Origin of the sequence: Streptococcus mitis, from assembly GCF_003942765.1 — a bacterium.
Classification (GTDB): Bacteria; Bacillota; Bacilli; order Lactobacillales; family Streptococcaceae; genus Streptococcus; species Streptococcus mitis_BE.
Genome location: NZ_RJNW01000001.1, coordinates 105,300 through 131,703 on the forward strand (window position 1 = coordinate 105,300; position 26,404 = coordinate 131,703).

At 39.5% G+C, this 26,404-nt stretch carries 28 protein-coding genes and 2 pseudogenes; 13 read left to right on the forward strand and 17 right to left on the reverse strand.

Going from position 1 to position 26,404, the window contains the following annotated elements:
• Positions 1-137: 137 nt before the first annotated feature.
• The 4 genes from pta to yjbM are packed head-to-tail and all read right to left on the reverse strand — an operon-like array spanning position 138 to position 3,522.
• Complete coding sequence (pta, locus tag D8849_RS00485; protein WP_000451571.1) at positions 138-1,112, reverse strand: phosphate acetyltransferase; 975 nt, start codon at positions 1,110-1,112, stop codon at positions 138-140.
• A gap of 43 nt (positions 1,113-1,155) precedes the next feature.
• Entirely contained in the window at positions 1,156-2,052 is an 897-nt protein-coding gene (locus D8849_RS00490) for an RluA family pseudouridine synthase (RefSeq protein WP_125385856.1), read from the reverse strand.
• Complete coding sequence (locus D8849_RS00495; protein WP_125385857.1) at positions 2,049-2,867, reverse strand: NAD kinase; 819 nt, start codon at positions 2,865-2,867, stop codon at positions 2,049-2,051. Before D8849_RS00495 ends, D8849_RS00490 begins: the two co-directional genes overlap by 4 nt.
• Positions 2,851-3,522, reverse strand: coding sequence for a GTP diphosphokinase (gene yjbM / locus D8849_RS00500; RefSeq protein ID WP_000151559.1), 672 nt, complete (start codon positions 3,520-3,522; stop codon positions 2,851-2,853). The genes D8849_RS00495 and yjbM overlap by 17 nt, the downstream gene beginning before the upstream one ends.
• A gap of 128 nt (positions 3,523-3,650) precedes the next feature.
• Between yjbM and D8849_RS00505 the strand changes: the two genes are divergently transcribed.
• The 7 genes from D8849_RS00505 to D8849_RS00535 all read left to right on the forward strand — a co-directional run bounded on the left by D8849_RS00505 (position 3,651) and on the right by D8849_RS00535 (position 8,422).
• The gene (locus tag D8849_RS00505; protein WP_125385858.1) at positions 3,651-4,220 is read left to right on the forward strand and encodes a CYTH domain-containing protein; all 570 of its coding nucleotides are present in this window, start codon (positions 3,651-3,653) and stop codon (positions 4,218-4,220) included.
• 111 nt (positions 4,221-4,331) lie between these two features.
• Positions 4,332-5,291 carry a ribose-phosphate diphosphokinase gene (locus D8849_RS00510; RefSeq protein ID WP_001283818.1) on the forward strand — a complete coding sequence of 320 codons (960 nt, stop codon included), beginning with the start codon at positions 4,332-4,334 and terminating at the stop codon, positions 5,289-5,291.
• A 9-nt stretch (positions 5,292-5,300) separates the two neighbouring features.
• The gene (locus D8849_RS00515; RefSeq protein ID WP_125385859.1) at positions 5,301-6,416 is read left to right on the forward strand and encodes a cysteine desulfurase family protein; all 1,116 of its coding nucleotides are present in this window, start codon (positions 5,301-5,303) and stop codon (positions 6,414-6,416) included.
• A 4-nt stretch (positions 6,417-6,420) separates the two neighbouring features.
• Positions 6,421-6,768 (forward strand): DUF1831 domain-containing protein, encoded by a 348-nt coding sequence (locus tag D8849_RS00520; RefSeq protein ID WP_000863540.1) that lies wholly within the window; start codon positions 6,421-6,423, stop codon positions 6,766-6,768.
• Positions 6,769-6,775: 7 nt separating this feature from the next.
• Complete coding sequence (locus D8849_RS00525) at positions 6,776-6,991, forward strand: DUF4649 family protein (RefSeq protein WP_000462491.1); 216 nt, start codon at positions 6,776-6,778, stop codon at positions 6,989-6,991.
• 82 nt (positions 6,992-7,073) lie between these two features.
• Entirely contained in the window at positions 7,074-7,715 is a 642-nt protein-coding gene (locus D8849_RS00530; RefSeq protein ID WP_000653417.1) for a redox-sensing transcriptional repressor Rex, read from the forward strand.
• 17 nt (positions 7,716-7,732) lie between these two features.
• Entirely contained in the window at positions 7,733-8,422 is a 690-nt protein-coding gene (locus D8849_RS00535) for a gamma-glutamyl-gamma-aminobutyrate hydrolase family protein (protein WP_125385861.1), read from the forward strand.
• Here D8849_RS00535 and radC read toward each other — a convergent pair.
• From radC to D8849_RS00555, 3 genes are all read right to left on the reverse strand, one after another.
• Positions 8,419-9,099 carry a RadC family protein gene (gene radC, locus D8849_RS00540; protein WP_125385862.1) on the reverse strand — a complete coding sequence of 227 codons (681 nt, stop codon included), beginning with the start codon at positions 9,097-9,099 and terminating at the stop codon, positions 8,419-8,421. The two genes, D8849_RS00535 and radC, sit on opposite strands and share 4 nt — an antisense overlap.
• Positions 9,100-9,141: 42 nt before the next feature.
• Positions 9,142-11,433, reverse strand: a complete 2,292-nt coding sequence (gene pcrA / locus D8849_RS00545; protein WP_125385863.1) for a DNA helicase PcrA — start codon at positions 11,431-11,433, stop codon at positions 9,142-9,144.
• Between the two features lie 268 nt (positions 11,434-11,701).
• Positions 11,702-13,372 (reverse strand): formate--tetrahydrofolate ligase, encoded by a 1,671-nt coding sequence (locus D8849_RS00555; RefSeq protein ID WP_125385864.1) that lies wholly within the window; start codon positions 13,370-13,372, stop codon positions 11,702-11,704.
• 225 nt (positions 13,373-13,597) lie between these two features.
• Between D8849_RS00555 and coaB the strand changes: the two genes are divergently transcribed.
• From coaB to D8849_RS00580, 5 genes are all read left to right on the forward strand, one after another.
• Positions 13,598-14,287, forward strand: a complete 690-nt coding sequence (coaB, locus tag D8849_RS00560; protein ID WP_125385865.1) for a phosphopantothenate--cysteine ligase — start codon at positions 13,598-13,600, stop codon at positions 14,285-14,287.
• Between the two features lie 11 nt (positions 14,288-14,298).
• A complete protein-coding gene (coaC, locus tag D8849_RS00565) occupies positions 14,299-14,850 on the forward strand; it encodes a phosphopantothenoylcysteine decarboxylase (RefSeq protein ID WP_004254190.1) in 552 nt (183 codons plus the stop codon).
• Complete coding sequence (locus D8849_RS00570; RefSeq protein WP_004254189.1) at positions 14,834-15,397, forward strand: ECF transporter S component; 564 nt, start codon at positions 14,834-14,836, stop codon at positions 15,395-15,397. Before coaC ends, D8849_RS00570 begins: the two co-directional genes overlap by 17 nt.
• Positions 15,398-15,570: 173 nt before the next feature.
• Positions 15,571-16,098 carry an ECF transporter S component gene (locus D8849_RS00575; RefSeq protein ID WP_001097393.1) on the forward strand — a complete coding sequence of 176 codons (528 nt, stop codon included), beginning with the start codon at positions 15,571-15,573 and terminating at the stop codon, positions 16,096-16,098.
• A gap of 11 nt (positions 16,099-16,109) precedes the next feature.
• Entirely contained in the window at positions 16,110-16,625 is a 516-nt protein-coding gene (locus tag D8849_RS00580) for a transcription repressor NadR (RefSeq protein ID WP_000159191.1), read from the forward strand.
• On the opposite strand, the pseudogene D8849_RS00585 reads toward D8849_RS00580, so the two are convergent.
• The 7 genes and pseudogenes from D8849_RS00585 to D8849_RS00615 all read right to left on the reverse strand — a co-directional run.
• Positions 16,622-16,762 (reverse strand): annotated as a pseudogene (locus D8849_RS00585) (DNA mismatch repair protein MutT); the annotation flags it as partial. The gene D8849_RS00580 and the pseudogene D8849_RS00585 overlap by 4 nt on opposite strands.
• A gap of 77 nt (positions 16,763-16,839) precedes the next feature.
• Positions 16,840-17,805, reverse strand: a complete 966-nt coding sequence (locus D8849_RS00590) for a substrate-binding domain-containing protein (protein WP_000789622.1) — start codon at positions 17,803-17,805, stop codon at positions 16,840-16,842.
• Positions 17,806-17,908: 103 nt separating this feature from the next.
• Positions 17,909-18,853, reverse strand: coding sequence for an ABC transporter permease subunit (locus D8849_RS00595; protein ID WP_004248623.1), 945 nt, complete (start codon positions 18,851-18,853; stop codon positions 17,909-17,911).
• 1 nt (position 18,854) lies between these two features.
• Positions 18,855-20,333 (reverse strand): sugar ABC transporter ATP-binding protein, encoded by a 1,479-nt coding sequence (locus D8849_RS00600; protein WP_033687065.1) that lies wholly within the window; start codon positions 20,331-20,333, stop codon positions 18,855-18,857.
• 13 nt (positions 20,334-20,346) lie between these two features.
• A complete protein-coding gene (gene rbsD / locus D8849_RS00605) occupies positions 20,347-20,745 on the reverse strand; it encodes a D-ribose pyranase (protein ID WP_000759835.1) in 399 nt (132 codons plus the stop codon).
• Positions 20,720-21,631, reverse strand: coding sequence for a ribokinase (gene rbsK, locus D8849_RS00610; RefSeq protein WP_024057579.1), 912 nt, complete (start codon positions 21,629-21,631; stop codon positions 20,720-20,722). Before rbsK ends, rbsD begins: the two co-directional genes overlap by 26 nt.
• Complete coding sequence (locus D8849_RS00615) at positions 21,628-22,605, reverse strand: LacI family DNA-binding transcriptional regulator (protein ID WP_125385866.1); 978 nt, start codon at positions 22,603-22,605, stop codon at positions 21,628-21,630. Before D8849_RS00615 ends, rbsK begins: the two co-directional genes overlap by 4 nt.
• Before the next feature lie 133 nt (positions 22,606-22,738).
• Between D8849_RS00615 and D8849_RS00620 the strand changes: the two are divergent.
• A pseudogene (locus D8849_RS00620) lies at positions 22,739-22,816 on the forward strand (DNA-binding transcriptional regulator); the annotation flags it as partial.
• Here D8849_RS00620 and D8849_RS00625 read toward each other — a convergent pair.
• From D8849_RS00625 to D8849_RS00635, 3 genes are all read right to left on the reverse strand, one after another.
• Positions 22,813-23,280 (reverse strand): 8-oxo-dGTP diphosphatase, encoded by a 468-nt coding sequence (locus D8849_RS00625; RefSeq protein WP_033685160.1) that lies wholly within the window; start codon positions 23,278-23,280, stop codon positions 22,813-22,815. The pseudogene D8849_RS00620 and the gene D8849_RS00625 sit on opposite strands and share 4 nt — an antisense overlap.
• Positions 23,281-23,302: 22 nt before the next feature.
• Positions 23,303-25,291, reverse strand: coding sequence for an excinuclease ABC subunit UvrB (uvrB, locus tag D8849_RS00630; protein WP_125385867.1), 1,989 nt, complete (start codon positions 25,289-25,291; stop codon positions 23,303-23,305).
• Between the two features lie 76 nt (positions 25,292-25,367).
• Positions 25,368-26,321: a CPBP family intramembrane glutamic endopeptidase gene (locus D8849_RS00635; protein WP_125385868.1), complete on the reverse strand. Its 954-nt coding sequence runs from the start codon at positions 26,319-26,321 to the stop codon at positions 25,368-25,370.
• Positions 26,322-26,404: the final 83 nt, after the last annotated feature.

Genomic DNA, 26,404 nt, shown 5'->3' on the forward strand with positions numbered 1-26,404 from the left:
CTCTTCGAAAATCAAATTCAAACCGCGTCAACGTCGCCTTGCCGTACTCAAGTACAGCCTGCGGCTAGTTTCCTAGTTTGCTCTTTGATTTTCATTGAGTATAAAAAGCCTCTTCCCAAGGGAAAGAGGACTAAATTTTATTGATGAACAGCTTGGGCTGCTGTGATAAGGGTTAACTTGTAAACATCATCTGCATTACATCCACGAGAAAGGTCGTTAACTGGCTTGTTCAAACCTTGTAGAACAGGGCCAACAGCCGCAAAACCACCAAGGCGTTCAGCCATCTTGTAGCCAATATTTCCTGCCTCGATACCTGGGAAGATGAAGACGTTTGCTTGACCAGCTACTGTACTTCCAGGAGCTTTCAGAGCAGCAGTTTCTGGAACGAAGGCCGCATCAAATTGCAATTCCCCATCGATTTCAAGGTCAGGACGCAAGTCGTGAGCAATTTTAGTTGCTTCTACAACCTTATCAACACTTTCACCAAAACCTGAACCCTTAGTAGAATAACTTAGCATAGCAATTTTAGGTTCGATGCCAAACATCTTAGCTGTGATTGCTGAGTTGATGGCAATTTCAGCCAAGGCTTCTGCATCTGGATTAATGTTGATGGCACAGTCCCCAAAGAGGTAACGTTCCGTACCACGAACCATGAGGAAGGCACCTGAAGTACGAGTTACATTTGGACGAGTTTTGATGATTTGAAGAGCTGGACGAACTGTTGAAGCAGTTGAGTGAATCGCTCCTGACACCATTCCATCAACTAAGCCCAAGTAAACCAACATAACACCAAAATAGTTGACATCTTCAACCAAAACCTTGCGTGCATCTTCTTCAGACATTTTGCCCTTGCGACGTTCTACCAAGGCAGCAACCATTTCTTCAAATTTATCATAGTGTTGAGGATCGATGACTTCATAACCATCTTCGATACCTTCGATTTCAAGATAAATTTTAATTTTTTCAGGATTTCCAAGCAAAACAGGAATTACTTCTGTTTCTTTTACCAGGCGTTTAGTCGCTTGAAGAATACGAGGTTCTTCCCCTTCAGGGAGAACGATACGAGCATTTTTACCAACCAAGTTGGCTTTGAGACTTTCAAAAACTTCCATGAGTTTTCTCCTTTAAGATAATAATTATACTCTGAAACAGTTTTTATAGAGTATTAGTTGATAACTGAGTAATAAGGTTGCTGAAATCATCCGGCAAGGGACTTTCTAACTGCAAGTCTTGCTCTAAAAATGGATGATAAAAAGTTAAGGAATGACAATGTAGGGCCTGGCGCTGAATTCCATCGTCTAGACTACCACCATACAAGTCATCTCCCAACAAAGGAAAACCAATATGAGAAAAATGGACTCGGATTTGGTGGGTTCGCCCAGTGTGCAGGCGAATGTCTACCAAATGAATATTCCCATAAGAAGCTACAATCTTGTAAGAAGTATGGGCGTACTTCCCACCTTTAGCTACTCTTCTAGTGATAATAGAGTCTTCATCACGTGCAATCGGGGCAATAATTTCCCCCTCTGACTCCAAGTGTCCATCGCCTTTAACCAAAGCAAAGTAGCGTTTTTCAATGGACTTCTTCTGCAACTGCTTGTCTAATCGTGCATGGGCATAGCCGTGCTTGGCAAAGAGCATCAAGCCAGAAGTATCTCTATCAAGTCTAGTTACAATGTGAACCTGCTGATTCTCATAGTCTTGCTTGACGTAGTAACCCTTGATAAAATTAGCGATGGTATTGGAGTGATTAACACTAGGAATAGAAGCCACTCCATAGGGTTTATTTAAGACTAGAAAATGGTCATCCTCATAGAGAATATCCAGTGGGCGCTCGATAGCTTCGAGAGTTTCAAAACCTTCCTCAGCGGGAATATCTATGATAACTCGGTCTCCAATATCCAATAGATACGTCGCATTTTGTGGTTGCTCATTGACCAGAATAGCTCCGCCTCGAAACTTAATCTTAGCTAGCAGCCCCTTAGAAACCTCGTGCTTTTTTAAGAAGGTCTTAACCTTGATATGCTCATCTGCGATAAATTCAAACCTCATTCGTCCACCTCGCCGATAAAAGCATCCTTAACTCGGTTCCAGAAACTGGTATGGCTCGGTGATGCGACAAAGTGAATCTTATGATGGTCTATTTGATACTCAATACGCTCAATATTACGGAATGAATAAACGCTATTGTCAACCGAAATGGTATGGTAATCGTTTCTTGTCGGAATAAGTTCAATCTTATCCTTCTTAGGAACAATAATGGAAGAACCCAAGGTTCGATAGACACGATTGTTAAGGCTGGCAATTTCCGTTAACTGCAAAGCTTCAATGGTAGGGTGTAAAATAGCTCCGCCAAGTGATTTGTTATAGGCTGTACTACCAGTCGGTGTCGAAACTGTTAGCCCATCTCCACGAAAACGTTCAAAGTGGACACCGTTAATCACAACATCCGCCACCATGGTTCGATCAGACCTGCGGATACTGGCTTCATTTAGTGCTCTGAAAATCTTCACTTCACCATTCTCAAGAAAGACCTTCACATTCAGAACAGGGTATGAGACTCTTGCTCCGGTATCTAGCTGCAAATTAGTCACTAGCTTATCCAACTCAAAATCACGGTAGTCCGTATAGAAACCCAAATGTCCAGTGTGAACACCAATGAAGCGGACCTTGTCAAGCTGGTTTTCGTACTTATGAAAGGCCGACAAGAGCATACCGTCCCCACCAATGGAGATGACAATGTCCGGATTGGTATCATTGAGTATAAACTGATTTCTCTTCAAACGATCTCGCAATTCATACAAAACCCTTTGACTCTGCGGTTTTCTATTAGCTATCAGGTCAATTCGTTTACCTGTATTCTTCATCTGTATCGTCACTGTTTCCTACACCGTCATTTAATTTTCTACTCAAAGGATCAAAAAGTGCCTGGGCTTCTTGGATATCATCACGAATTTTACCCATTTCTTCATCCAACTGATGGGCAATCTTGGCAGTAATTTCCAGTCTCTTTTTAATTTCCTCTGGGAAATCCCCTTGGTACTTGTAGTTGAGAGAATGTTCTATCGTTGCCCAGAAATTCATGGCCAAAGTACGAATCTGAATTTCCGCCAAAATGGTCTTGGCTCCATTGATGGTGTCAACCATATATTCTACTACCACATGATAGGAACGGTAGCCTGAAGCCTTTCGATGAGTAATGTAATCTCGCTCCTGTATGATTCGCATGTCCTGACGTTTGCGCAAAATTTCCACTACTTCTTTGACGTCATCTACAAACTGAACCATCACACGCAAACCAGCAATATCTTGCAAATCGTGCTCTAAGGTCGCATAAGTAATACCACGCCGAGCCATTTTTTCCTTGATGCTTTCAATTGGCTTGACTCTACCAGTCACAAACTCAATCGGAGAATGCTTATTTTGCTTACGATATTGCTTACGAATACCACGTAGTTTAATCTTTAACTCACCAACAGCTTGAATGTAAGGATCTAGAAATTCTTCCCATTCTATGGTCATATATTCTCCCTTGTTCTCATATTATCCTTCAAAAATATCTTTGATTTTTTCTCCAGATTCATATACAATAAATACAAAGCTATTATATCATATAATCCGCTTTCATAGACAAAGAAAAGGTAAGAAAATTGAAACATTTAGAAATTGAATTGAAAACACTCTTGAAAAAAGATGAATATAATCGTCTAAAAGACCAGTTCACAGACGTCACTCCTGTTCTTCAAAAAAATTACTACATAGACACGCCTGATTTTGAACTGCGAGAAAAGAAAGTTGCTTTGCGCATTCGCACTTTTGAAGATTGGGCAGAATTGACACTCAAAGTCCCACAAAGTGTCGGAAACATGGAATACAATCAAAAATTGCAACTAAAAGATGCTGAAAACTATCTGAGCAAGAAAAAACTTCCTCAAGGGCTAGTACTGGATGAATTGGCGAAACATGGTATTAAAACTAGTGAATGGCAGATTCTTGGTTGTCTAACGACACTTCGCTATGAAATGCAAACAGCTATTGGTCTCATGGCGCTGGATGAAAGTCAGTACTTTGATATGACAGATTACGAATTAGAACTTGAAGTTGAAAATCACGAGCAAGGGAAACAAGATTTCCAGCAATTTTTAGAGGAAAATCAGATTGCTTATCAAAAAGCTCCCTCAAAATTGGTCCGATTTGTCAAAAGCATGAAAAATAGCTGAAATAATCTCTATTTTTTGGTAAAATAGAAAAGATAAAATACAAAAATCCCAGTTCATATAGGCTAGGCAGATATGACTAGGATTTAAAAAGTTTACAGAGGACGGTCTATAATGTCAGATAGAAAAAACATGAAACTTTTCGCACTCAACTCTAACCAAGAGATTGCACAGAAAATTGCTCAAGCTGTTGGTGTCCCACTTGGAAAACTATCATCACGTCAATTTTCAGATGGAGAAATCCAAGTGAATATTGAAGAAAGCGTCCGTGGTTATGATGTTTACATCATCCAATCAACAAGTTTCCCTGTTAACAACCACCTAATGGAATTGCTTATCATGGTCGATGCTTGTGTGCGTGCAAGTGCCCACAGCATCAACGTTGTTCTTCCATATTTTGGTTATGCACGTCAAGACCGTATCGCTTCACCTCGTGAGCCACTTACAGCGAAACTAGTTGCCAATATGCTGGTTAAGGCTGGTGTAGATCGTATCCTTACACTTGATTTACATGCCGTTCAGGTTCAAGGCTTCTTTGATATTCCTGTCGATAACCTCTTCACAGTGCCACTATTTGCAAAACATTACTGCGATAAGGGCCTACTTGGGTCAGATGTTGTTGTCGTCAGCCCTAAAAATTCAGGTGTAAAGCGTGCCCGTAGCTTGGCTGAGTATCTTGATGCTCCTATCGCCATTATCGACTACCCTCAAGACGATGCTACTCGCAACGAAGGTTATATTATCGGTGATGTTGAAGGTAAGAAAGCCATCTTGATTGATGATATTCTTAATACAGGACGCACCTTCTCTGAAGCTGCTAAAATCGTTGAACGTGAAGGGGCTACAGAAATTTATGCTGTTTCTAGCCACGGTCTCTTCGTTGAGGGAGCTGCTGAACTTCTCGACAATACTAATATTAAAGAAATTCTTGTGACTGATTCAGTAGCAACAAAAGAAAAAACTCCTAAAAACGTATGCTACATCACTGCTAGTGAGTTAATTGGTGATGCCATCGTCCGTATCCACGAAAGAAAACCAGTCAGCCCACTCTTTGCCTACAACAAAAAGAAATAAGGTGATTCTTTGATTTATTTGGACAATGCTGCGACGACTCCTATGTCAACAGTTGCTATTTCAGCTATGACCAAGGTTATGCAAGAAACCCATGGCAATCCTTCTAGTATTCATGGTCATGGTCGTCAAGCTGGAAAACTCTTGCGTGAAGCCCGTCAGGAGCTAGCTCAGTTACTGGGAACAAAACCTCAACATATCTTTTTCACTTCTGGTGGGACTGAAGGCAACAATACTGCCATCATTGGCTACTGCCTTCGTCATCAAGAACAAGGAAAACATATCATCACAACTGCCATTGAGCACCATGCCGTCCTTGAAACTATTGATTACTTGGTTCAACACTTCGGTTTTGAAGTAACCATTATCCAGCCAGAAAATCAAGAAATCACCGCCCAGCAAATTCAAGAGGCCTTACGTGACGATACGATTTTGGTTTCTACCATGTTTGCTAATAATGAGACAGGAAACCTACTTCCCATTGCTGAAATTGGCCAAATACTCAAGCAACACCCAGCCGCCTATCATGTCGATGCAGTTCAGGCTATTGGTAAAATCCCTATACACCCAGAAGAATTGGGCATTGATTTTCTCACTGCTTCGGCCCACAAGTTCCATGGTCCTAAGGGAATCGGTTTTCTCTACGCTTCTAGAATGGACTTTGATTCCTATCTACATGGTGGAGACCAAGAACAGAAAAAACGTGCAGGAACTGAAAATCTGCCTGCCATCGTAGGCATGGTTGCAGCCCTAAAAGAAGACCTAGAAAAGCAAGAAGACAATTTTCAACATGTACAAAATTTAGAAATTTCCTTTCTTGCAGAGCTAGAGGGAGTTCAATATTACTTGAATAGAAGCGAACACCATCTCCCTTATGTTCTCAATATTGGATTTCCTGGCCAGAAAAATGACCTCTTACTCCTTCGTCTAGATTTGGCTGGAATTTCAATCTCTACTGGCTCAGCCTGCACTGCGGGCATTGTACAATCCAGCCATGTTCTTGAAGCCATGTACGGGGCAAATTCAGAACGCTTGAAGGAATCCGTTCGTATCAGTTTGTCGCCAGAAAATACTGTTGAAGACCTACATACCCTCGCAAAAACCTTAAAAGAAATTATCGGAGGTTAGCCATATGGCATTTGAAAAAACCATTCAGTTAAAAAATTGTCGTTACGACTACACTCTTAGCCCTTCTGTTAAGAAATTCACCCTCAAGGACAACACCTTTTTTGAGACTAAGGTTGGGAACTATGAATTGACTCGCCTTTTGGAAAAAGTTCCGAATAGCGGTGAGGGATTCCAACTCAAAATCATCATTAACAAGGAACTTACAGGTGCTAAAATCAATATCACTGACAAGTTTGGGCTACGTCTAGTTGATATTTTCAAATCAGAAGACCACCACATTCATCAGGAAAAATTCTACTTCCTCATGGATAGTTTAGTAGAACGTGGTGTCTTTACAAAATCTGAAAGATAGGTCCAAGATGTTTGAACTGACCTATAAAGACAGCTATCATGTAGAGCGGACTCTAAAGTATGAGGATTACGAGGCTCTCATGCTAGCTTTATCAGGATGCGTGACCCTACCAGATACACTTTATGTAACTTCTTTGACCTTTAAAGGGCAGGAAGTTTACCAAGGACTAGTCGGAGACCTCTACCGTTTTCTATCACATGCAGATTTTTTACATCAAAACTAAGATTTTTCTTAGTTTTTTCTTGTTTTTGTTGATTTTTTCACAATGTTTCTATAAAATAGAAGAATAGAAAGGTTGTGATTTTGTGAAAGATAAACAGTCTGCTATTCCAAAAGCTACAGCGAAAAGACTCTCTCTCTACTATCGAATTTTTAAGAGATTTCATGCAGAAAAGATTGAACGTGCCAACTCTAAACAAATTGCAGAGGCTATCGGTATTGATTCCGCGACCGTACGTCGTGATTTTTCCTATTTTGGTGAACTAGGTCGTCGTGGATTTGGCTACGATGTCAAAAAACTGATGACATTTTTTGCCGATTTGCTCAATGATAACTCCATCACCAATGTCATGCTGGTAGGTATTGGAAATATGGGCCACGCCCTTCTCCACTACCGCTTCCACGAGCGTAACAAGATGAAGATTATCATGGCCTTTGACCTAGATGACCATCCCGAAGTCGGTACCCAAACTCCTGACGGGATTCCTATTTACGGAATTTCTCAAATCAAGGATAAAATCAAGGATGCTGATGTGAAGACTGCTATCTTGACTGTTCCCAGCGTCAAGTCGCAAGAGGTTGCCAATCTCTTGGTTGATGCTGGCGTGAAAGGAATCCTCAGTTTTTCACCAGTCCATCTGCATTTACCAAAAGACGTGGTCGTTCAGTATGTCGATTTGACAAGTGAACTCCAAACCCTCCTCTACTTCATGCGAAAAGAGGATTAGAAAGCGAAAATCATTTTATGAAAAAACCAGTTATTGGGATTACAGGAAACGAAAAAACTCATCCAGATGATGACATCATGATGAGCTACGTAGCAAAAGGCTTTGTGGAAGGCGTTAAAGACGCTGGAGGGATTCCCATCATCCTACCGATTGGTGATCAAGAAATGGCCTGCCACTATATCAGTATGATTGACAAGCTCATCTTGACAGGTGGGCAAAATGTTGATCCAAAATTCTATGGTGAACCAAAAACCATCGATAGCGATGACTACCACCTTCAAAGGGATTTCTTTGAGCTGGCCCTCATCAAGGAAGCTATTAAACAGAAAAAGCCAATTTTTTCTGTCTGCCGTGGAACTCAACTCTTTAACGTTGCCATGGGTGGAACTTTGTACCAAGATATCGAAGACCATTGGCAGGATTGTTCTGCTGAGTACACAACTCAACGCTTGATGACAGAGCCTGATACAGTTCTTCGAGAAATCTATGGAGAAATTTCGCATATCAACACCTTCCACCATCAGAGCATCAAGGATTTAGCACCAAATTTAAAGATTGCAGCTCATGATCCTCAAGATGGTATCATTGAAGCTGTCATGAGTACGGATGACGTTGCCTTTCTCGGTGTCCAATGGCACCCAGAATTTCTATTTGAAAATCGCCCCAAAGATAAAAACCTCTTTGACTATGTCGTTAATGAACTTTAGATTAAATCCGTCTTTTCACGATAACTAAAGTAATTAGAATGAGAGACAATCAAATGGTCCAAGAGGACAATCCCCATCAGGTCACAGGCGTCTTTTACAAGTTTAGTGACATGATCATCATTTCGGCTAGGCGCTACCGCTCCTGAAGGATGATTGTGAACCAAAATGAGAGAAGTCGCCATATGCTTGATAGCATAGTGAAGAATCTCTCGCGGCTCAGCGATACTACGAGTTGCAGAACCGATAAAAATGGTCTGTTGATGGATGATTTGATTTTGAGTATTGAGATAGAGCGCCACCAGGTGCTCTTGTTTTTTATGTCCCAACTCCTGCTGCATCTTCTTGGCCAACTTTTGACTGCTGAGAATACTTTCCATCTCAATAGTCTCATGTTTATGAATACGATGCCCCAGTTCAATCATAGCTTGTAATTCTATAGCCTTAACACGCCCGATACCAGACAGACTCTGCAATTCCTGCAGGGTCATTTTTTTCAAATCCGTTAGGCTTGAAAGATTGCTCAAGACTTTCTGGGCAATTTCAAAAACGCTTGCTTGCCGTGTTCCTGTCCTAAGTAAAATAGCTAGCAACTCTTGATTACTGAGCGCTTCTACTCCTTCCTTGGCCAGTCTTTCTCTTGGCAATAATGAATCTTCTTGGAATGAAATACTGTACATAAAAATCCTCCTCACTTTATTATTCGTGAGAAGGATGGAAAATTATATTTTTTTCTCAATTGGGGCTACACTGGCTAAAAGTTTTTTCAAACCTACTTCTGGAAAATTGATTTTTAATTCCTGCGTAGCACCGCTACCTGAAACTTCCAGAACGGTTCCCTCTCCCCATTTCTTGTGGAGAGCAATGTCACCAATAGACCAATTTGCCTCGCTAGACGCTGATTTTGCTCCAGCTGTAAACTGACCAAATGGAAGACCGCTTGACTGGATAGATTTTGGTGCCGCACTGCGTTTACGGTCTTGAAGAGCTTGAGCCAGACTCATACCTTGGCCAAAGGCAAGGCCACCACTGCTATAAGATGCCTTAAAGCTTGTATTGGCTGGACGAGCCAATCCTTGATACTCAAGTAAGTCTGAACTGATTTCGTTAATAAAACGAGTTGGACGGTTGTAGTTGGTACGACCAAAAAGCAGGCGTGAGTTGGCATTGGTCAGATAGAGAATTTTCTCTGCACGCGTGATACCTACATAGGCTAGACGGCGTTCTTCTTCTAATTCATCTTGATCTTCAGCTGCACGGCTAAGCGGAAAGACATTTTCTTCCATCCCAATCAAAAAGACAACTGGAAACTCGAGACCTTTGGCAGCGTGTAGGGTCATCAGGGTCACTTCTGATGTCTCCTGACTACCTGAATCTGTGTCTGCAATCAAAGCCAAGTCATTTAAGAAACGACTCAGCTTGTCCAGACCAGTTTCCTCTTCTGGCTCATCAGAGGTGTCATCAAAGTTTTTCGTTACAGAAAGGAACTCTTCGATATTTTCAACCCTAGCCTTGCTTTCTAAGGTCGCTTGAGCATTTAGAATATCGACGTAACCTGTTTTTTCTAGGACGGCCTCAACCAACTCTGTAATGTTTAATTGATCTAGCTGCTCTCGTAAATCTAGAATCATATTGGCAAAATCCCAGATAGACTGGGCTGCTTTACCCTTGATACCAGACAACATAATATTGGCTGAAGCATCTAGCATAGACATGTCTTGCATATTAGCAAAGTCACGAATTTTCTCGACTGTACCTGGCCCAATTCCACGCTTAGGCTCGTTGATAATACGCTCAAAACTGATATTGTCACTCAAATTGGCAATAAGATTGAGGTAAGCGATAATATCTCGGATTTCCTTACGGCTGTAGAACTTTGTTCCGCCAACCATGGTATAAGGAATATTTGACTTGAGCAAGGCTTCCTCAATAGTACGGGACTGCGCATTAGTACGATAAAGAACTGCAAAATCCTTGTGAAGGAAGTTTTTACTCCGACCAAGTTCATCGATAGTTCTGGCTACAAATACAGCCTCATCTAGCTCATCATTGGCACGATAGTAAACGATTTGTTCCCCATCAGCGTTTTGAGTCCAGAGATTCTTAGGACGGCGGTTTTTATTATTTTTAATAACCTCATTGGCCGCTTGGAGAATGGTTTTAGTTGAACGATAATTCTCCTCCAACAAAACAACCTTGGCTTGGGGATAATCCTTTTCGAAGTCCAAGATATTCTGCATATCAGCACCACGCCAGCCGTAGATAGACTGATCCGCATCCCCAACCACACAGATATTTTTAAAGCGCGAAGCCAAGAGTTTGACTAGTTGGTACTGGGCATGGTTGGTATCTTGGTACTCATCAACGTGGATGTATTGGAATTTCTGTTGATAGTAAGTCAAAACATCAGGATTTTGATCAAAGAGACGCAGGGTCAGCATAATCAAATCATCAAAGTCAACCGACTCCGACTGACGCAGTTCTTTCTGATAGGCTGTATAACACTGAGCCACGATTTGCGTATACATATCGCCAGCTTGGGAAGCATAAGCCACATCATCAATCAAATCATTCTTAGCATTGGAAATGGTTCCTAAGATGCTTCGTTCATTCCATTTTTTAGGATCCAAGTTCAACTGTTTAAGAATGCGTTTCATGAGCGTTCGCTGTTCACCAGGATCTACAATAGTGAAATTGCGGTTGTAGCCAATATGGTCCGCATCGCGACGCAAAATACGAACACACATGGAGTGGAAGGTCGCAATCAGACAGTCCTGAGTCGCTGGATTGAGGCTATAAGCACGCTCCTTCATCTCACGCGCAGCCTTGTTGGTAAAGGTAATGGCCAAGATATTCCAAGGATTGACTAGCTTTTCATCAATCAAATAAGCGATACGGTGGGTCAAAACTCGGGTCTTTCCAGAACCAGCCCCCGCCATGATCAACAAGGGGCCTTCTGTCGTTTGCACCGCCTCAGCCTGACGGTCATTCATTCCATTTAATAATGCGTTCATCTTCTCTTCCTTACTCTTGAAGTCAATATTTCTATTATATCAGAATTCAGGGAAAATATCTTTACCTAGACTGGTTACGTGTAGAAGGCAACTTCTTGTATCTAGATAAAAAAATGAGCTTGGATAGTTTTTCCAAACTCATTTATTACTCAATGAAAATCGAAGTGCAAACTAGGAAGCTAGCCGCAGGCTGTACTCGAGTACGGCAAGGTGAAGCTGACGTGGTTTGAATTTGATTTTCGAAGAGTATAAAGTCAATTGCAATATACTAGAACAAGCCTAGAACTGTTCCATCGCTTTCAACATCCATGTTGAGGGCTGCTGGTCGTTTTGGAAGTCCTGGCATGGTCATGACATCGCCAGTTAGGGCAACGATGAAGCCTGCACCTAATTTTGGTACCAATTCACGAATGGTAATTTCAAAGTTTTCAGGTGCTCCAAGTGCATTCGGATTGTCTGAGAAACTATATTGAGTTTTAGCCATACAGATTGGCAATTTGTCCCAACCGTTTTGAACGATTTGAGCGATTTGTGTTTGAGCTTTCTTCTCAAAGTTCACTTTGCTACCACGGTAGATTTCAGTAACAATCTTTTCAATCTTTTCTTGGACTGAAAGGTCATTGTCATACAAACGTTTATAGTTAGCTGGGTTTTCAGCGATGGTTTTGACAACTGTTTCGGCAAGTGCTACTCCACCTTCTGCACCATCAGCCCAGACACTAGCCAATTCAACTGGTACATCGATTGAGTCACAAAGTTCTTTCAAGGCTGCAATTTCAGCTTCTGTATCAGATACAAATTCGTTAATCGCAACAACTGCTGGAATACCGAACTTACGGATATTTTCAACGTGGCGTTTCAAGTTAGCAAAACCGGCACGAACCGCCTCCACATTTTCCTCTGTCAAAGCGTCTTTAGCCACACCTCCATTCATCTTAAGAGCACGAAGGGTTGCAACAATAACTACTGCATCTGGAGATGTTGGCAAGTTTGGTGTCTTAATATCAAGGAATTTCTCAGCACCAAGGTCTGCACCAAAACCAGCTTCAGTAACTGTATAATCAGCCAAGTGAAGAGCTGTTGTAGTTGCCAAGACTGAATTACATCCATGAGCAATATTGGCAAATGGACCACCGTGTACAAAGGCAGGTGTACCGTAAATTGTCTGAACCAGGTTCGGCTTAATCGCATCCTTCAAGATCAAAGCTAAAGCACCTTCAATCTGCAAATCACCTACAGAAACAGGTGTACGATCATAGCGATAACCAATAACGATATTCGCCAAACGGCGTTTCAAGTCCTCGATGTCTGTTGCCAAGCAAAGAATTGCCATGATCTCTGAAGCAACTGTAATGTCAAAGCCATCCTCACGTGGAATACCATTTAGAGGGCCACCAAGCCCAACTGTTACATGGCGAAGAGCACGGTCGTTCAAGTCCACAACACGTTTCCAAAGGATACGACGTTGGTCAATTCCCAACTCATTCCCTTGGTGCAAGTGGTTGTCAATCAAGGCAGAAAGCGCATTGTTGGCAGTCGTAATGGCATGCATGTCTCCAGTGAAGTGAAGGTTGATGTCTTCCATTGGCAGAACTTGAGCGTAACCACCACCAGCGGCACCACCCTTGATACCCATTACTGGACCAAGAGATGGTTCGCGAATAGCAATCATGGTTTTCTTGCCAATCTTGTTCAAGGCATCCGCAAGACCAATGGTAATAGTTGATTTTCCTTCACCTGCAGGTGTTGGATTGATGGCAGTAACCAAGATCAATTGCCCAACTGGATTGCTCTCAACTGCACGAATTTTATCAAAGCTGAGCTTAGCCTTGTACTTTCCATACAACTCCAAATCATCGTAAGAAATACCAAGTTTCTCTACAACATCAACAATTGGCTTCAACTCAATACTCTGTGCGATTTCAATATCTGTTTTCATTCAAAACTCCTCTAACCTCTTATATGATAACTCATTATAACACAAAACAAGATTTTTAACATCCTAAAACTCTCTAAACGTTCGTAAATATCCATATTTTTAAGGTTTTTAGAGCCCTTTCTTAAATTTTATATGGCTTTATAGTTTGAAACTATATTCTTTCCTTTTACCAAAATTTTATCACTTTCATTTTACTTACCGTTTATTTTTGTGTACAATAGTGCTATGAAAATTTTAGTTACATCGGGCGGTACCAGTGAAGCCATCGATAGCGTCCGCTCTATCACTAACCATTCTACCGGTCGTTTGGGGAAAATCATCACAGAAACCTTGCTTGCTGCAGGGCATGAAGTTTATTTAATAACGACAAAAAGAGCTTTGAAACCAGAATCCCATCCTAACCTAAGTATTCGAGAAATTACCAACACCAAGGACCTTCTACTGGAAATGCAAGAACGTATCAAGGACTATCAGGTTTTCATTCACTCAATGGCGGTGTCTGACTACACTCCTGTTTATATGACGGGGCTGGAGGAAGTTCAAGCTAGTTCCAATCTAGAAGAATTTTTAAACAAGCAGAATCATCAAGCTAAGATTTCTTCAACTGATGAAGTTCAGGTTTTGTTCCTTAAAAAAACACCCAAAATCATCTCTTTAGTCAAGGAATGGAATCCTGCTATTCATCTGATTGGCTTTAAGCTACTGGTTGATGTTACCGAAGAACATCTGGTTGACATTGCGAGAAAAAGTCTTATCAAGAACCAAGCAGACTTGATTATCGCAAATGACCTGACTCAAATTTCAGCAAACCAGCATCGTGCAATCTTTGTTGAAAAAGATCAGCTTCAAACAGTCCAGACTAAAGAAGAAATTGCAGAACTCCTCCTTAAAAAAATTCAAGCCTATCATTCATAGAAAGGAAAGCTATGGCACATATTCTCTTGGCTGTAACGGGCTCAATCGCCTCTTACAAGTCGGCAGATTTAGTCAGTTCTCTAAAAAAACAAGGCCACCAAGTCACTGTTTTAATGACTCAGGCTGCTACAGAGTTTATCCAACCTTTGACACTACAGGTACTCTCACAGAACCCTGTCCACTTGGATGTCATGAAGGAACCCTATCCTGATCAGGTCAATCATATCGAACTTGGAAAAAAGGCGGATTTATTTATTGTGGCCCCTGCAACTGCTAACACTATTGCAAAACTAGCCCACGGCTTTGCGGACAACATGGTGACCAGTACGGCTCTAGCCTTGCCAAGTCATATCCCAAAACTCATCGCACCAGCAATGAATACAAAAATGTATGACCATCCGGCAACTCAGGCTAATCTGAAAACATTAGAAAGCTACGGCTATCAGCTGATTGCTCCTAAGGAATCCCTACTAGCTTGTGGCGACCATGGACGAGGAGCTTTAGCCGACCTCACAATTATTTTAGAAAGAATAAAGGAAACTCTCGATGAAAAAACGCTCTAACATTGCACCTATTGCTATCTTTTTTGCAACCATGCTCGTGATACACTTTCTGAGCTCACTTATCTTTAACCTTTTTCCATTCCCAATCAAACCGACCATCGTTCATATTCCTGTCATTATTGCCAGCATTATTTACGGTCCACGAGTTGGGGTTACACTTGGATTTTTGATGGGGCTACTTAGCTTGACCGTTAACACTATTACGATTCTACCAACAAGCTACCTCTTCTCACCATTCGTCCCAAACGGGAACATCTACTCAGCTATCATTGCTATCGTCCCACGTATTTTGATTGGCTTAACTCCTTATCTAGTCTATAAACTAATGAAAAACAAGACTGGTCTGATTTTAGCTGGTGCCCTAGGTTCACTTACCAACACAGTCTTTGTACTTGGTGGAATTTTCTACCTTTTTGGAAATGTCTTTGATGGTAATATCCAAAAACTCCTAGCAACCGTTATCTCAACAAATTCGATTGCCGAATTAGTCATTTCCGCAATTCTTACTCTAGCTATTGTTCCAAGACTACAGACTTTGAAAAAATAAAAACATCTCCACTTTCAAGCTTGAAGGTGGAGATGTTGCTCTATACAGTTTTTTTTAGTGAAATCTTTACCAATATTTAATTTAAAATGGCCTATAAACTTAAGTAAATCCTTGCTTTATTGTCTTGTTTGTTATACTATACTAGTGTATATACAGTCAAAAAGGAGATTCTTATGAATACACGGAAAAAGACACAATTTATGACAATGACTGCCCTCTTAACGGCTATTGCGATTTTGATTCCAATTGTTATGCCTTTTAAGATTGTCATTCCACCTGCTTCCTATACTTTAGGAAGCCACATCGCTATTTTTATCGCTATGTTCTTGTCGCCCTTGATGGCAGTTTTTGTCATCCTAGCCTCTAGTTTTGGATTCTTGATGGCTGGCTATCCCATGGTTATTGTTTTTCGAGCTTTTTCCCATATCTTTTTTGGAACTTTGGGGGCTCTTTACCTACAAAAATTCCCCGATACCCTAGATAAACCAAAAGCTTCCTGGATTTTCAACTTTGTGTTAGCGCTTGTCCATGCCCTTGCTGAAGTATTGGCCTGTGTCGTTTTTTACGCAACTTCTGGTACCAATGTAGAAAATATGTTTTATGTTCTATTTGTGCTAGTTGGATTTGGTACAATTATCCATAGTATGGTAGACTATACATTAGCACTAGCTGTCTATAAAGTGCTTCGCAAACGCCGTTAAAAGGAAGAACTATGACAAAAGATCGCAAACAAGCCCTGCTCCAACTCTTGAAAGAAACTCCTAAAGCCCTCAATGGCCAAAGTTTAGCTGAACATTTTCATGTTACACGCCAGGTCATTGTACAGGACATTGCAATTTTAAGAGCCGATGGCGCTCCTATCCTATCCACCAATCGTGGCTACGTCTATAAGCAAATTGAAACCAACCCTTATGTTCACAAACTTTTCAAAGTGAAACATGAAGTTGAAGAAATCGGTCAAGAACTCCTTGCTATCGTAGATAATGGCGGACGTGTTCAAAACACCTTGATTGACCATCCCGTCTATGGAGAAATTGAAACCTTGCTGAAACTGTCTTGTCGTAGAGATGTGCAACATTTTCTAGAACAAGTTGAGCATTCAGATTTTAGACCTCTGTCTGAATTAACAGATGGTATCCATTACCACCTAGTTGAAGCCGAAACACAACAAGACCTCCACTATATCGAGGAGGCCTTAGATCAGCTAGGTTATTTAGTAAAAGACTAGAAGATTTTCTTCGCCCAGCCATCTTCTGTACGGTGGCGGTAGAAAAATTCAGATTTGTCAGGAGCTTCCATCATCTCCATCAATGGTAACATATCATAGGCCAGATCCAAGTTTGGAATCTGGTCTTTTTGAATCCAATAGCTCAAATAGTAACAATGATATTTAAAAAGCACATTGAATGAAAATTAACAACTACTTGCTTACTAAAAATATATCACCAGTTATGTTGATCAACATTATCCTTAGTCACAAGATAAATTGGAGAAACTGTTTCTTTTTCCAGTTTTTTCCCTTGATAATGATCTATTGCTGATTGAATAGCAATTTCACCCATCTTAGCTGGTTGCTGAGCAATAGTGGCAGTAATATCACCTTTTGCAATAGCATCATGTGCATCTGGTTGACCATCAATACCAACAATTAATACATTGCTAAGACCAGCTGCTTTTACTGCTTGTGCAGCTCCTAACGCCATCTCATCATTCTGTGCAAAGATTGCTTGTACTTCTTTGTTTCCTTGAATCATATTTTGCGCTGTATTCAAAGCTTTTGCGCGATCAAAATTAGCGGATTGACTAGAAAGAACATCTAAATTTGTCTTTGAAATTTGTTCAAATCCTTTACCTCTATCTACAGTTGCAGAAGCGCCAGGGACTCCTGATAATTCAAAAGTTTTTGCTTTTTCTCCCAATTGCTTGGTAATAAATTCTGCAGCCATTTTACCTGCTTCTACGTTATCAGAAGCAACAGTTGTCAAGACTTCACCACCATTACTACCGCGGTCAATTAAGATTACCGGAATGTTTGCATTATTAGCAGCTTTAATAGATGTAACAATTGCATCAGAATCAACTGGATTAATTAGTAAAGCATCTACATTTTGACTAATAAAATTTTGAATATCATCTGCTTGTCTAGCAGCATCATCTTGTGCATCTGCTATCTTCAAAGTTACTTCTTTTTCCCCTGCAGCTTTTTCAAGGCCATCTTTCATAGCCACAAAATAAGGATTGTTAGTAGTAGAAATAGAAACTCCTAATTTTAATTCTTTTGCCGACTTTTGAGTCGTAGATTTATTATCATTTGATGAATTTCCTAAACCAGTTTTTCCACAAGCTACTAAAGCAAAAATAAATGTTACAAACAAAGCAAAAATGCTAATTTTTTTAATATTTTTCATGTTATTACTCCTCGTAATATATATCTATAGGGATAGTTTCAATCCCGATTATTGTACGTCATCTAATAAACTGTTACTATTTCCAAAAAAATTGAAAATTATTCTACTGTTTTACAACTTTAAAACGATCAATCAGAACAGCAATTAAGATTACAACTCCTTTTACTACTTGTTGCCAAAATGCTGAAACACCAATAATATTAAGTCCATTATTCAAAACTCCAATAATTAAAGCACCTATTAGAGTCCCAAGTATACGACCTTTACCTCCAGATAAAGAGGTTCCTCCAAGAACAACAGCTGCAATAGCATCCATTTCATAACTAGCACCTGCTGTTGGTTGAGCAGAACTTAAGCGTGATGTTATAATTAATCCAGAAATTGAAGCCATAATACCTGATATTGAATAAATGATAATTTTCACTTTATTTAATTTCACACCTGATATATATGCTGCTTTTTCATTCCCCCCTATAGCATATACAGATTTACCAAATGCTGTTTTATGAAGTAAAACATATAAAACAATAAATACAATAAACATAATAATTACAGGAAATGGAATTCCTACTATGTAACCTTGCCCCAAAAATTGAAATAAGAATGTATCACTTAATCCTTTTGTAATAGGATTCCCATTTGTATAAACAAGTGTTGCTCCCCTAAAAATAGTCATAGTCGCTAAAGTGACGATAAATGGAGCTAATTTCCCGTAAGAAATCAATAACCCATTCATCATACCTAGAATGCAACCCAAAATTAAAGAGATGAGAATTGCTAACGTAACAGGCATTCCAGATCCTAATAAACCTGCTGTTAGCGCACTGGATAAGGCTAAAATTGATCCTACTGATAAATCGATTCCACCTGTTAGAATAACAAAAGTCATTCCAAAAGCAATCAGTGCATTTGATGTTACTTGCAATAGTAAATTTAACAGATTATTTGCTGTTAAAAAATTTGAATTGATAATAGTGATGACAGCCATTAAAATTATCAATGCTATTACCGTTGTCAATTCTGACATGTACTTCATAGTATTTTTCACACTATTGTCCTCCTGTAGCTAGTTGCATAACTTTTTCTTGTGTAGCTTCTCGACGTGTTAATTCCCCACTAATTCTACCTTCATGCATGACCATAATGCGATCACTGACTCCAATCACTTCTGGTAAATCTGAAGAGACCATAATAATCGGTACACCTCGTTCAGCTAATTCATTCATTAATTGGTAAATTTCACGCTTAGCTCCAACATCTACCCCACGAGTTGGCTCATCTAAAATCAGTACTTTTGGTGCAATACCTATCCATTTTGCTAAAACTACTTTCTGTTGATTACCACCAGAAAGTGTCCCAACTTCCTTATCTGGATAACCTGATTTAATTTGTAACCTATCAATTAAGCGTTGTACAAATATACCACTTGTTTTATTATCGAAAATGCCATTTTTAACAAAATCACGAGTACTAGGTAAAGTCATATTATCTTTAATAGAAAAATCTAAAATCAATCCCTCATCTTTACGATCTTCTGTTAAGAAACCAATTCCATGCTTAATTGCTTCAAAAGGATTTTTAATTATCAGTTGTTCTCCGTTTATTATAATTTGACCAGATTTTAAAGAATCAATTCCAAAAATTGCTCGCATTATTTCAGTACGACCAGCACCCATCAAACCAGAAAAACCAAGAATTTCCCCTTGACGTACATAGAAAGAAATATCCGTAAAAGCATCACCAGAAAGATTCTTAGCTTGAAAAACAATATTCCCAATCTCAGCCTTTTTTTCTGGATAATAATCTTCTAATTCACGGCCTACCATCTTCTGAACTAATTCATCTGCATTAGTAAACTTCGTTTTCTTGGTATCAATTACAAACCCATCCCTCATAACAGTTATAAGATCTGTGATCTTAAAGATTTCTTCCATCCGATGTGAAATATACACAATACCTACACCATCAGATTTTAATCCTTCTATCACTTTAAAAAGTGTTTCAGTTTCACGATCAGTTAAAGCTGCTGTGGGTTCATCCATAATTAACAAGGAAACTTCTGATAATAAACATTTTGCTATTTCTATCATTTGTTGTTGTCCGACTGATAATTGACCAATGATTGCATCGAGAGGAATAGAGATATTAAGACGTTTAAATGCTTCTTTAGCTTTCCTTTCCATACTAACTTTATCTAGAAACCCAATCGAATTTTTAATTTCTCTTCCTAAAAAAAGATTATCAAGTACAGTCATATCTGGCCAAGTATTCATTTCCTGATGAATAAAACTCAGTCCAAACCGTTCTGCCTCTTGAGGATTAGAAAATGTTTTTTCTTTTCCATCAATAAAAATAGTTCCTGAAGTAGCTGGAAAAAGTCCAGTTAAAATATTCATTAAGGTTGATTTGCCTGCGCCATTCTCCCCCATTAAAGCATGAACTTCTCCTGAATTAAGAACCAAATCAATACTTTCTAAAACACGATTATTCCCAAAAGATTTTGAAATGTTCTTCATTTCAATTTTCATAGGCAACCCCCTTCTAAATAATAACTCCTGATTGCAAGATTATATTCGAATATGGTGTATCTTCCCCAGTGCGAATAACTGCCTTAACTTTAGTATTCATAGCTTTCAATTCTTCATGACTAATATATTCAATAATTATATTCGATCCTAAAAGATCTAGAACTGCTTGCCACTGTTCTTTGTTTTTTTCCTTAATTTCTTCTGCTAAGAAAATTTTTTCAATAAGTACATGATCTGAATATTCTTTTAAAACTTCTAAAAAACTTGGACTACCTTTTCTTAATGCTAAATCAATTTTATCAACACCTTTTGGAACTGGCAATCCTAAATCTCCGATACAAACCAAATCCATATGACCTAAATCATCAGCTAGTTTCGCTATATTACTATTTAAAATCCCATATTTCTTCATATCCTGAATGCTCCTTTATTTCTTTCAAACTCGGCATACCTCCTTGCGCTCCAAATCTTTGAACAGAAAGATGTGAAGCAATCGTTGCAAAGGACAATGCAATATCCATCTCTTTTCCTTTTGAGATAGCATAAGCAAAAGCACCATTAAACGTATCTCCTGCTCCTGTAGTATCAACTACTTCTGCTTTTATAGCAGGAATTTTCTTAACTGCTGTCCCATCATAATAAATAGAACCTTCAACTCCTAATGTCACAATCATTTTATTAGGATAAATTTTAATAATTTCTTCTAATTTCTTATCTGGAAAAAGCTCTGAACATTCGTGCTCGTTAGGAGTAATAAAATCACAAAAAGGAATCATCTCTTTGTCTGTTTCTCTAGCTGGTGCAGGATTGTAAAGAACCTTAACTTGATTTTCTTGGCAAAATTTAGCTATAGATAAGTTGGCTTCATGTGGTATTTCATTCTGTAATACAACAATACTTGCATCACTAAGTAATTTCCACTCATTTTTCCAATCATTTGTTTTAACTAAATTATTAGCTCCGGGATAATAAATAATCCTATTATCACCTCCATATAAAGTAATTTGTGCAACTCCTGTAGACTGTGGTACCGTTCCCACATATGCTGTAGAAATATCATTATTTTGCAGATTACTTAATAAATCTGCTGAAAAAATATCTTCTCCTACGTTCCCAAATATGTAAATATTATCTTCAACACTGGATAATCTACCAATAGCTACAGCTTGATTTGCACCTTTTCCACCTGGAACTATATTAAATGAATCGCCAAAAATCGTTTCACCTCCTTCTGGAATCCTTTTTGTTCTCATAACTAAGTCCATTGAAATGCTTCCAACAACAACAATTTTACTCATTTCTTTCTCCTTAATGTATTTCTTTCTATGTACCTAACAGGGAGTTTAATTTTAGCTTCATCTATAGAGAACTTATTTGCCATATTATAGATTAGCTTTGCAGCCTGTTCTCCCATTTTATATGATGATTGGTGGATAGTTGATAAAGAAGGATAAATAAATTGACTAAGTACAATATCATCATAACCAATGATTTGAATATCATCTGGAATTTTTTTCCCAATTGCTAAAATTTCATGAATATAAGCTATCGCATGAATATCAGAAGGTGCTATAATACTATCAATATTTGGATTTCTTTTTAGATTCTCTTTAGCTTCTTTTTGAATTTTTTCAAAGTCAAAAGTTTCACTTTCTTCAATACAAATTTCTAAATTTTTATTCCTCAAATAGTTTAAACTTGCTTCAAATCGTTCCACAATATTCTCAGCTTTATCATCTAAAACTTTGATGATCATAACCTGCTCAGCCCCAGCATTCCAAATTGCTTTAGCAGCCAAACGTCCACCCAACTGATTATCAGAAAAAACACCATAGCCTGTATCTTTACTAATCCGGTCAACCACAACAACAGGTAATGTTAGATTTGGAAATTCCTTTGTAAAGTCATGGGTTGTTATAATACCAGCTGCATTTGTTTTTAACAAAAGGTTTATATATTCTTCTAACGAATCATGATCTGAAATAGTACCAACCATAATCCTATAACCTTTATCTTTCAAATATGATTCGGCTCCTCGAACCAATCTTGGGAAGAACGGATTAGAAATATCTGGCAATAAGAGTCCTACCATTTGATTTTTTTTAGTTTTTAAAGATTGTGCTAATACATTTGGTGTGTAATTTAATTTCTTGATAGCATTTTTTATCTTTTCTCTCGCATCATCTCCGACATAGCCTTTTTTCGAAATATATCTTGAAACTGTTGACTTTGATACTCCGGCTTCTTCAGCAACCTGTTTTATTGTAGTCATCACTCCTCCTTTTTATTGTGGAACCGTTCCCTTATTTATATAGTAAGCGTTTTCTTTTGTTTTGTCAATACTTTTTTAGAAATATTTTAAATTTATTTCAGAGTACACATGTTTTTACTAATCTCCTATTACTATTAGATACGAAACACAACAAGACCTCCACTATATCGAGGAGGCCTTGGATCAGCTCGGTTATTTAGTAAAAGACTAGAAGATTTTCTTCTCCCAATCATCTTCTGTACGGCGAGGGTAGAAAAATTCAGATTTGTCCGGAGCTTCCATCATCTCCATCAAAGGTAGCATATCATAGGCCAGATCCAAGTTCGGAATCTGGTCTTTTTGCACCCAAGAAACTTTTCCCTCTTCTGAAGAGCGAAGGGTACCAGTAAACTCAGTCGCCTTGTAACAAACGACAATATAGCGCCCACCTGTATCTAGTGGCCAATTTTTAATGCCGACAAGTTGAGGATTTTGGATAGTCAATCCTGTTTCTTCGTAGATTTCACGAATGACAGACTCCGCAAAAGCCTCACCATTTTCTACATGACCTCCAGGAAAGGCATAACCTGACCAGCGATTGGTTTCAGGAGCGCGATACTGCATAACCACGCGCTGGGTTTCGAGATCTTCAATCAAACAAATATTTGTTAAAATCGTTAATTGGGAACGGGACATATTTTCTCCTTTAGGTAATATTCTAATCCAACGCCTTAACTTCCAGCATCATATCACGAATCTGTGCTGCTAGTTCAAAGTCAAGCACTTCGACAGCTTCTTGCATTTGTTTTTCTAGTTTCTTGACGAGTTCTTTGCGTTCTTGTTTGTTTAGGCTATTGATATCGACTTCCTTGTCCTCTTCCTTAGCAACTACCTTGGTCACAGCAATCAGGTCACGGATTTCTTTCTTGATTGTCTGAGGCACAATACCGTGTTCTTCATTATAAGCCATCTGGATTTTGCGACGGCGGGCAGTTTCATCGATAGCACGTTGCATAGACTGAGTCACGGTGTCCGCATACATGATGACATGGCCTTCGCTGTTACGGGCAGCACGTCCAATGGTCTGGATGAGTCCACGCTCGTTACGAAGGAAACCTTCCTTGTCAGCATCGAGAATGGCAACCAAGCTTACTTCGGGTACGTCAATCCCTTCACGAAGGAGGTTGATTCCGACCAAGACATCAAAGACACCCAAGCGCAGGTCACGGATAATCTCCGTCCGTTCCAAGGTCTTGATATCCGAGTGCATGTACTTGACCTTGATACCCATTTCCTTGAAGTAGTCGGTTAAGTCCTCTGCCATTTTCTTGGTCAAGGTTGTGATAAAGGTTCGTTCATTCTTTTCAACACGGGCATTGATTTCACCTAAGAGGTCATCAATCTGTCCCATGGTCGGACGTACTTCCACCTCAGGATCCAAAAGCCCTGTCGGACGAATGATTTGCTCAATCACTGTCTCAGTCTGTTCATTTTCATAGTCACCAGGTGTCGCTGAAACGTAAACAATCTGGTGCACATGACTTTCAAACTCCTCACGACGGAGAGGACGATTGTCAAGAGCAGACGGCAAACGGAAACCATAATTAACCAGCATTTCCTTACGAGAGCGGTCTCCATTGTACATGCCCTTGATCTGCCCCATGGTCATGTGGCTCTCATCAATCATAATCAAGAAATCATCTGGGAAGAAATCGAGAAGCGTATAAGGAGGCTCACCTTCGCTCCGTCCATCCATGTGGCGTGAATAGTTTTCAACCCCGTTGGTATAGCCCATCTCACGTAGCATCTCAATATCATACTCTGTCCGCTGTTTCAAACGTTGAGCTTCAAGCAATTTACCTTCCTTTTCAAAGATAGCTAACTGCTCCTCCAACTCGGCTTGAATTTTAGCAATGGCCACTTCCATGTGGTCGTCATTGGTCACAAAGTGAGTAGCTGGGAAAATCGCCAAATGATCCACTTCTCCCAAGACCTGACCGGTCAAAGCTTCAACCTCACGAATACGGTCAATTTCGTCTCCAAAAAATTCTACTCGAAAGGCGTGTTCATCACGAGATGCTGGGAAAATCTCCACCACATCCCCACGAACGCGAAATCTTCCGCGTTGGAAATCAATATCATTACGTTCAAACTGGATATCAACCAAGTCATTCAAGAGTTTATCACGAGAAATTTCAAGACCTGGACGCAGACTCACAACGCTATCAGCGTATTCCTTGGGCGAACCCAGACCATAGATACAAGAGACTGAGGCAACGACAATAACATCATTACGCTCCAGAAGGGCTGAAGTCGCTGAGTGTCGAAGTTTGTCAATCTCATCATTGACAGAGCTATCCTTTTCAATATAGGTATCGCTAGAAGGGACATAGGCCTCAGGTTGGTAATAATCATAGTAAGACACAAAGTACTCAACTGCATTTTCAGGGAAAAATTCCTTAAATTCCCCATAGAGCTGTCCTGCTAGAGTTTTATTGTGGGCGATGACCAGAGTTGGTTTATTAACTTTGGAAATAACCTGACTCATGGTATAGGTCTTCCCTGTTCCGGTCGCCCCCATCAGAATCTGAGCTTTTTCTCCACCCTCGATATTATCAACCAACTGCTCGATAGCTTGGGGTTGGTCTCCTGATGGTTGATATTTTGATACTAGTTTAAATTGATTATCTGTAATGCGATTGATCATAAGAATCCTCTCTCCATGTGTTATTCCTATTTTAGCATACTTGTAGCATTTTCTCGAAGAAAAGGACGGACCGAAGTCACATCCTTTCATTTTCTTTCTTTAATTGATTGGCGAGATAGACAATCAGCAGTAGCAAGACCAGACTTGTCATGATAGATCCTTCTATCCCAAAAGATCCACCTGATAGCCAGCCCTGATCGCCTTGTGGTAAAAAGGTCATCAGAGACGTTCCTGACGGTTGACCACTAACTAAAATCCCAAAGAGATTGCCCTGAGCAAAATTCCAGGCTCCATGAATACCTGCAACACCCCAAACTGTATCAGTTTTGAGAAGGTAAAGAGCCATGGCAACTCCGAATAAAAAGAGATTTACTAGAGATAGTGGTGTTAGACCCGAATTGCCCATATGAAGCAGGGTAAAGAACAGGCTAGATATAAGAACAGCAAGTTTTAGATTGGTTCTTGAGGCCAATTGAGGAAGGAGCCAAGCACGGGATACCACTTCTTCTGCTGTCCCCTGTAAAATCCAAAATGGGATAGTAAAGACAATAAAGGAAAGCGAATAAGGATTCAAGTGAATAGACTCAAAACGATATTGCCCCAAGGCCACTAAACCTAACAAGGTCAGAAGAAAAAGTGCCAGACCTAGCCCAAACCCTTTAAGAAGATTGCTGAGGAAATTTTCTCTATAAAATCCCAAGGTTCGAATAGGTCTTTTCTCAACTTTTCTAGTCCATCTGAACACAGTGTTGAGAATAAAACCAAAGGACAGCAATTCTAAAATTAAACGAAAATCACCTGTTTTATCCGTCAAGCTCTGATGCAAGGTTTTCAAGTAGGTTGCAAGATTTTGACCAGCCTCTCCAAAATTTCTAGCAAGTCCGATGAGAGCTAACAAACTAATACCATACAGAGTATAAGCCACAAACTCTCCTATGAAGACAAAAGCAAAGGCTAACAAGGGGCTTGTGTAAATGTTTAAACTCATTTTTGAATCTTGGAAGTCTTTAAATATTCTTTTGTTCTTCATATCCCTGTCCTCTTTTCTTCTATATATACTATTATTATAGCACTTTGTGGTAGCAGTTCAAGAAAGAAAATAAAAGATAGATG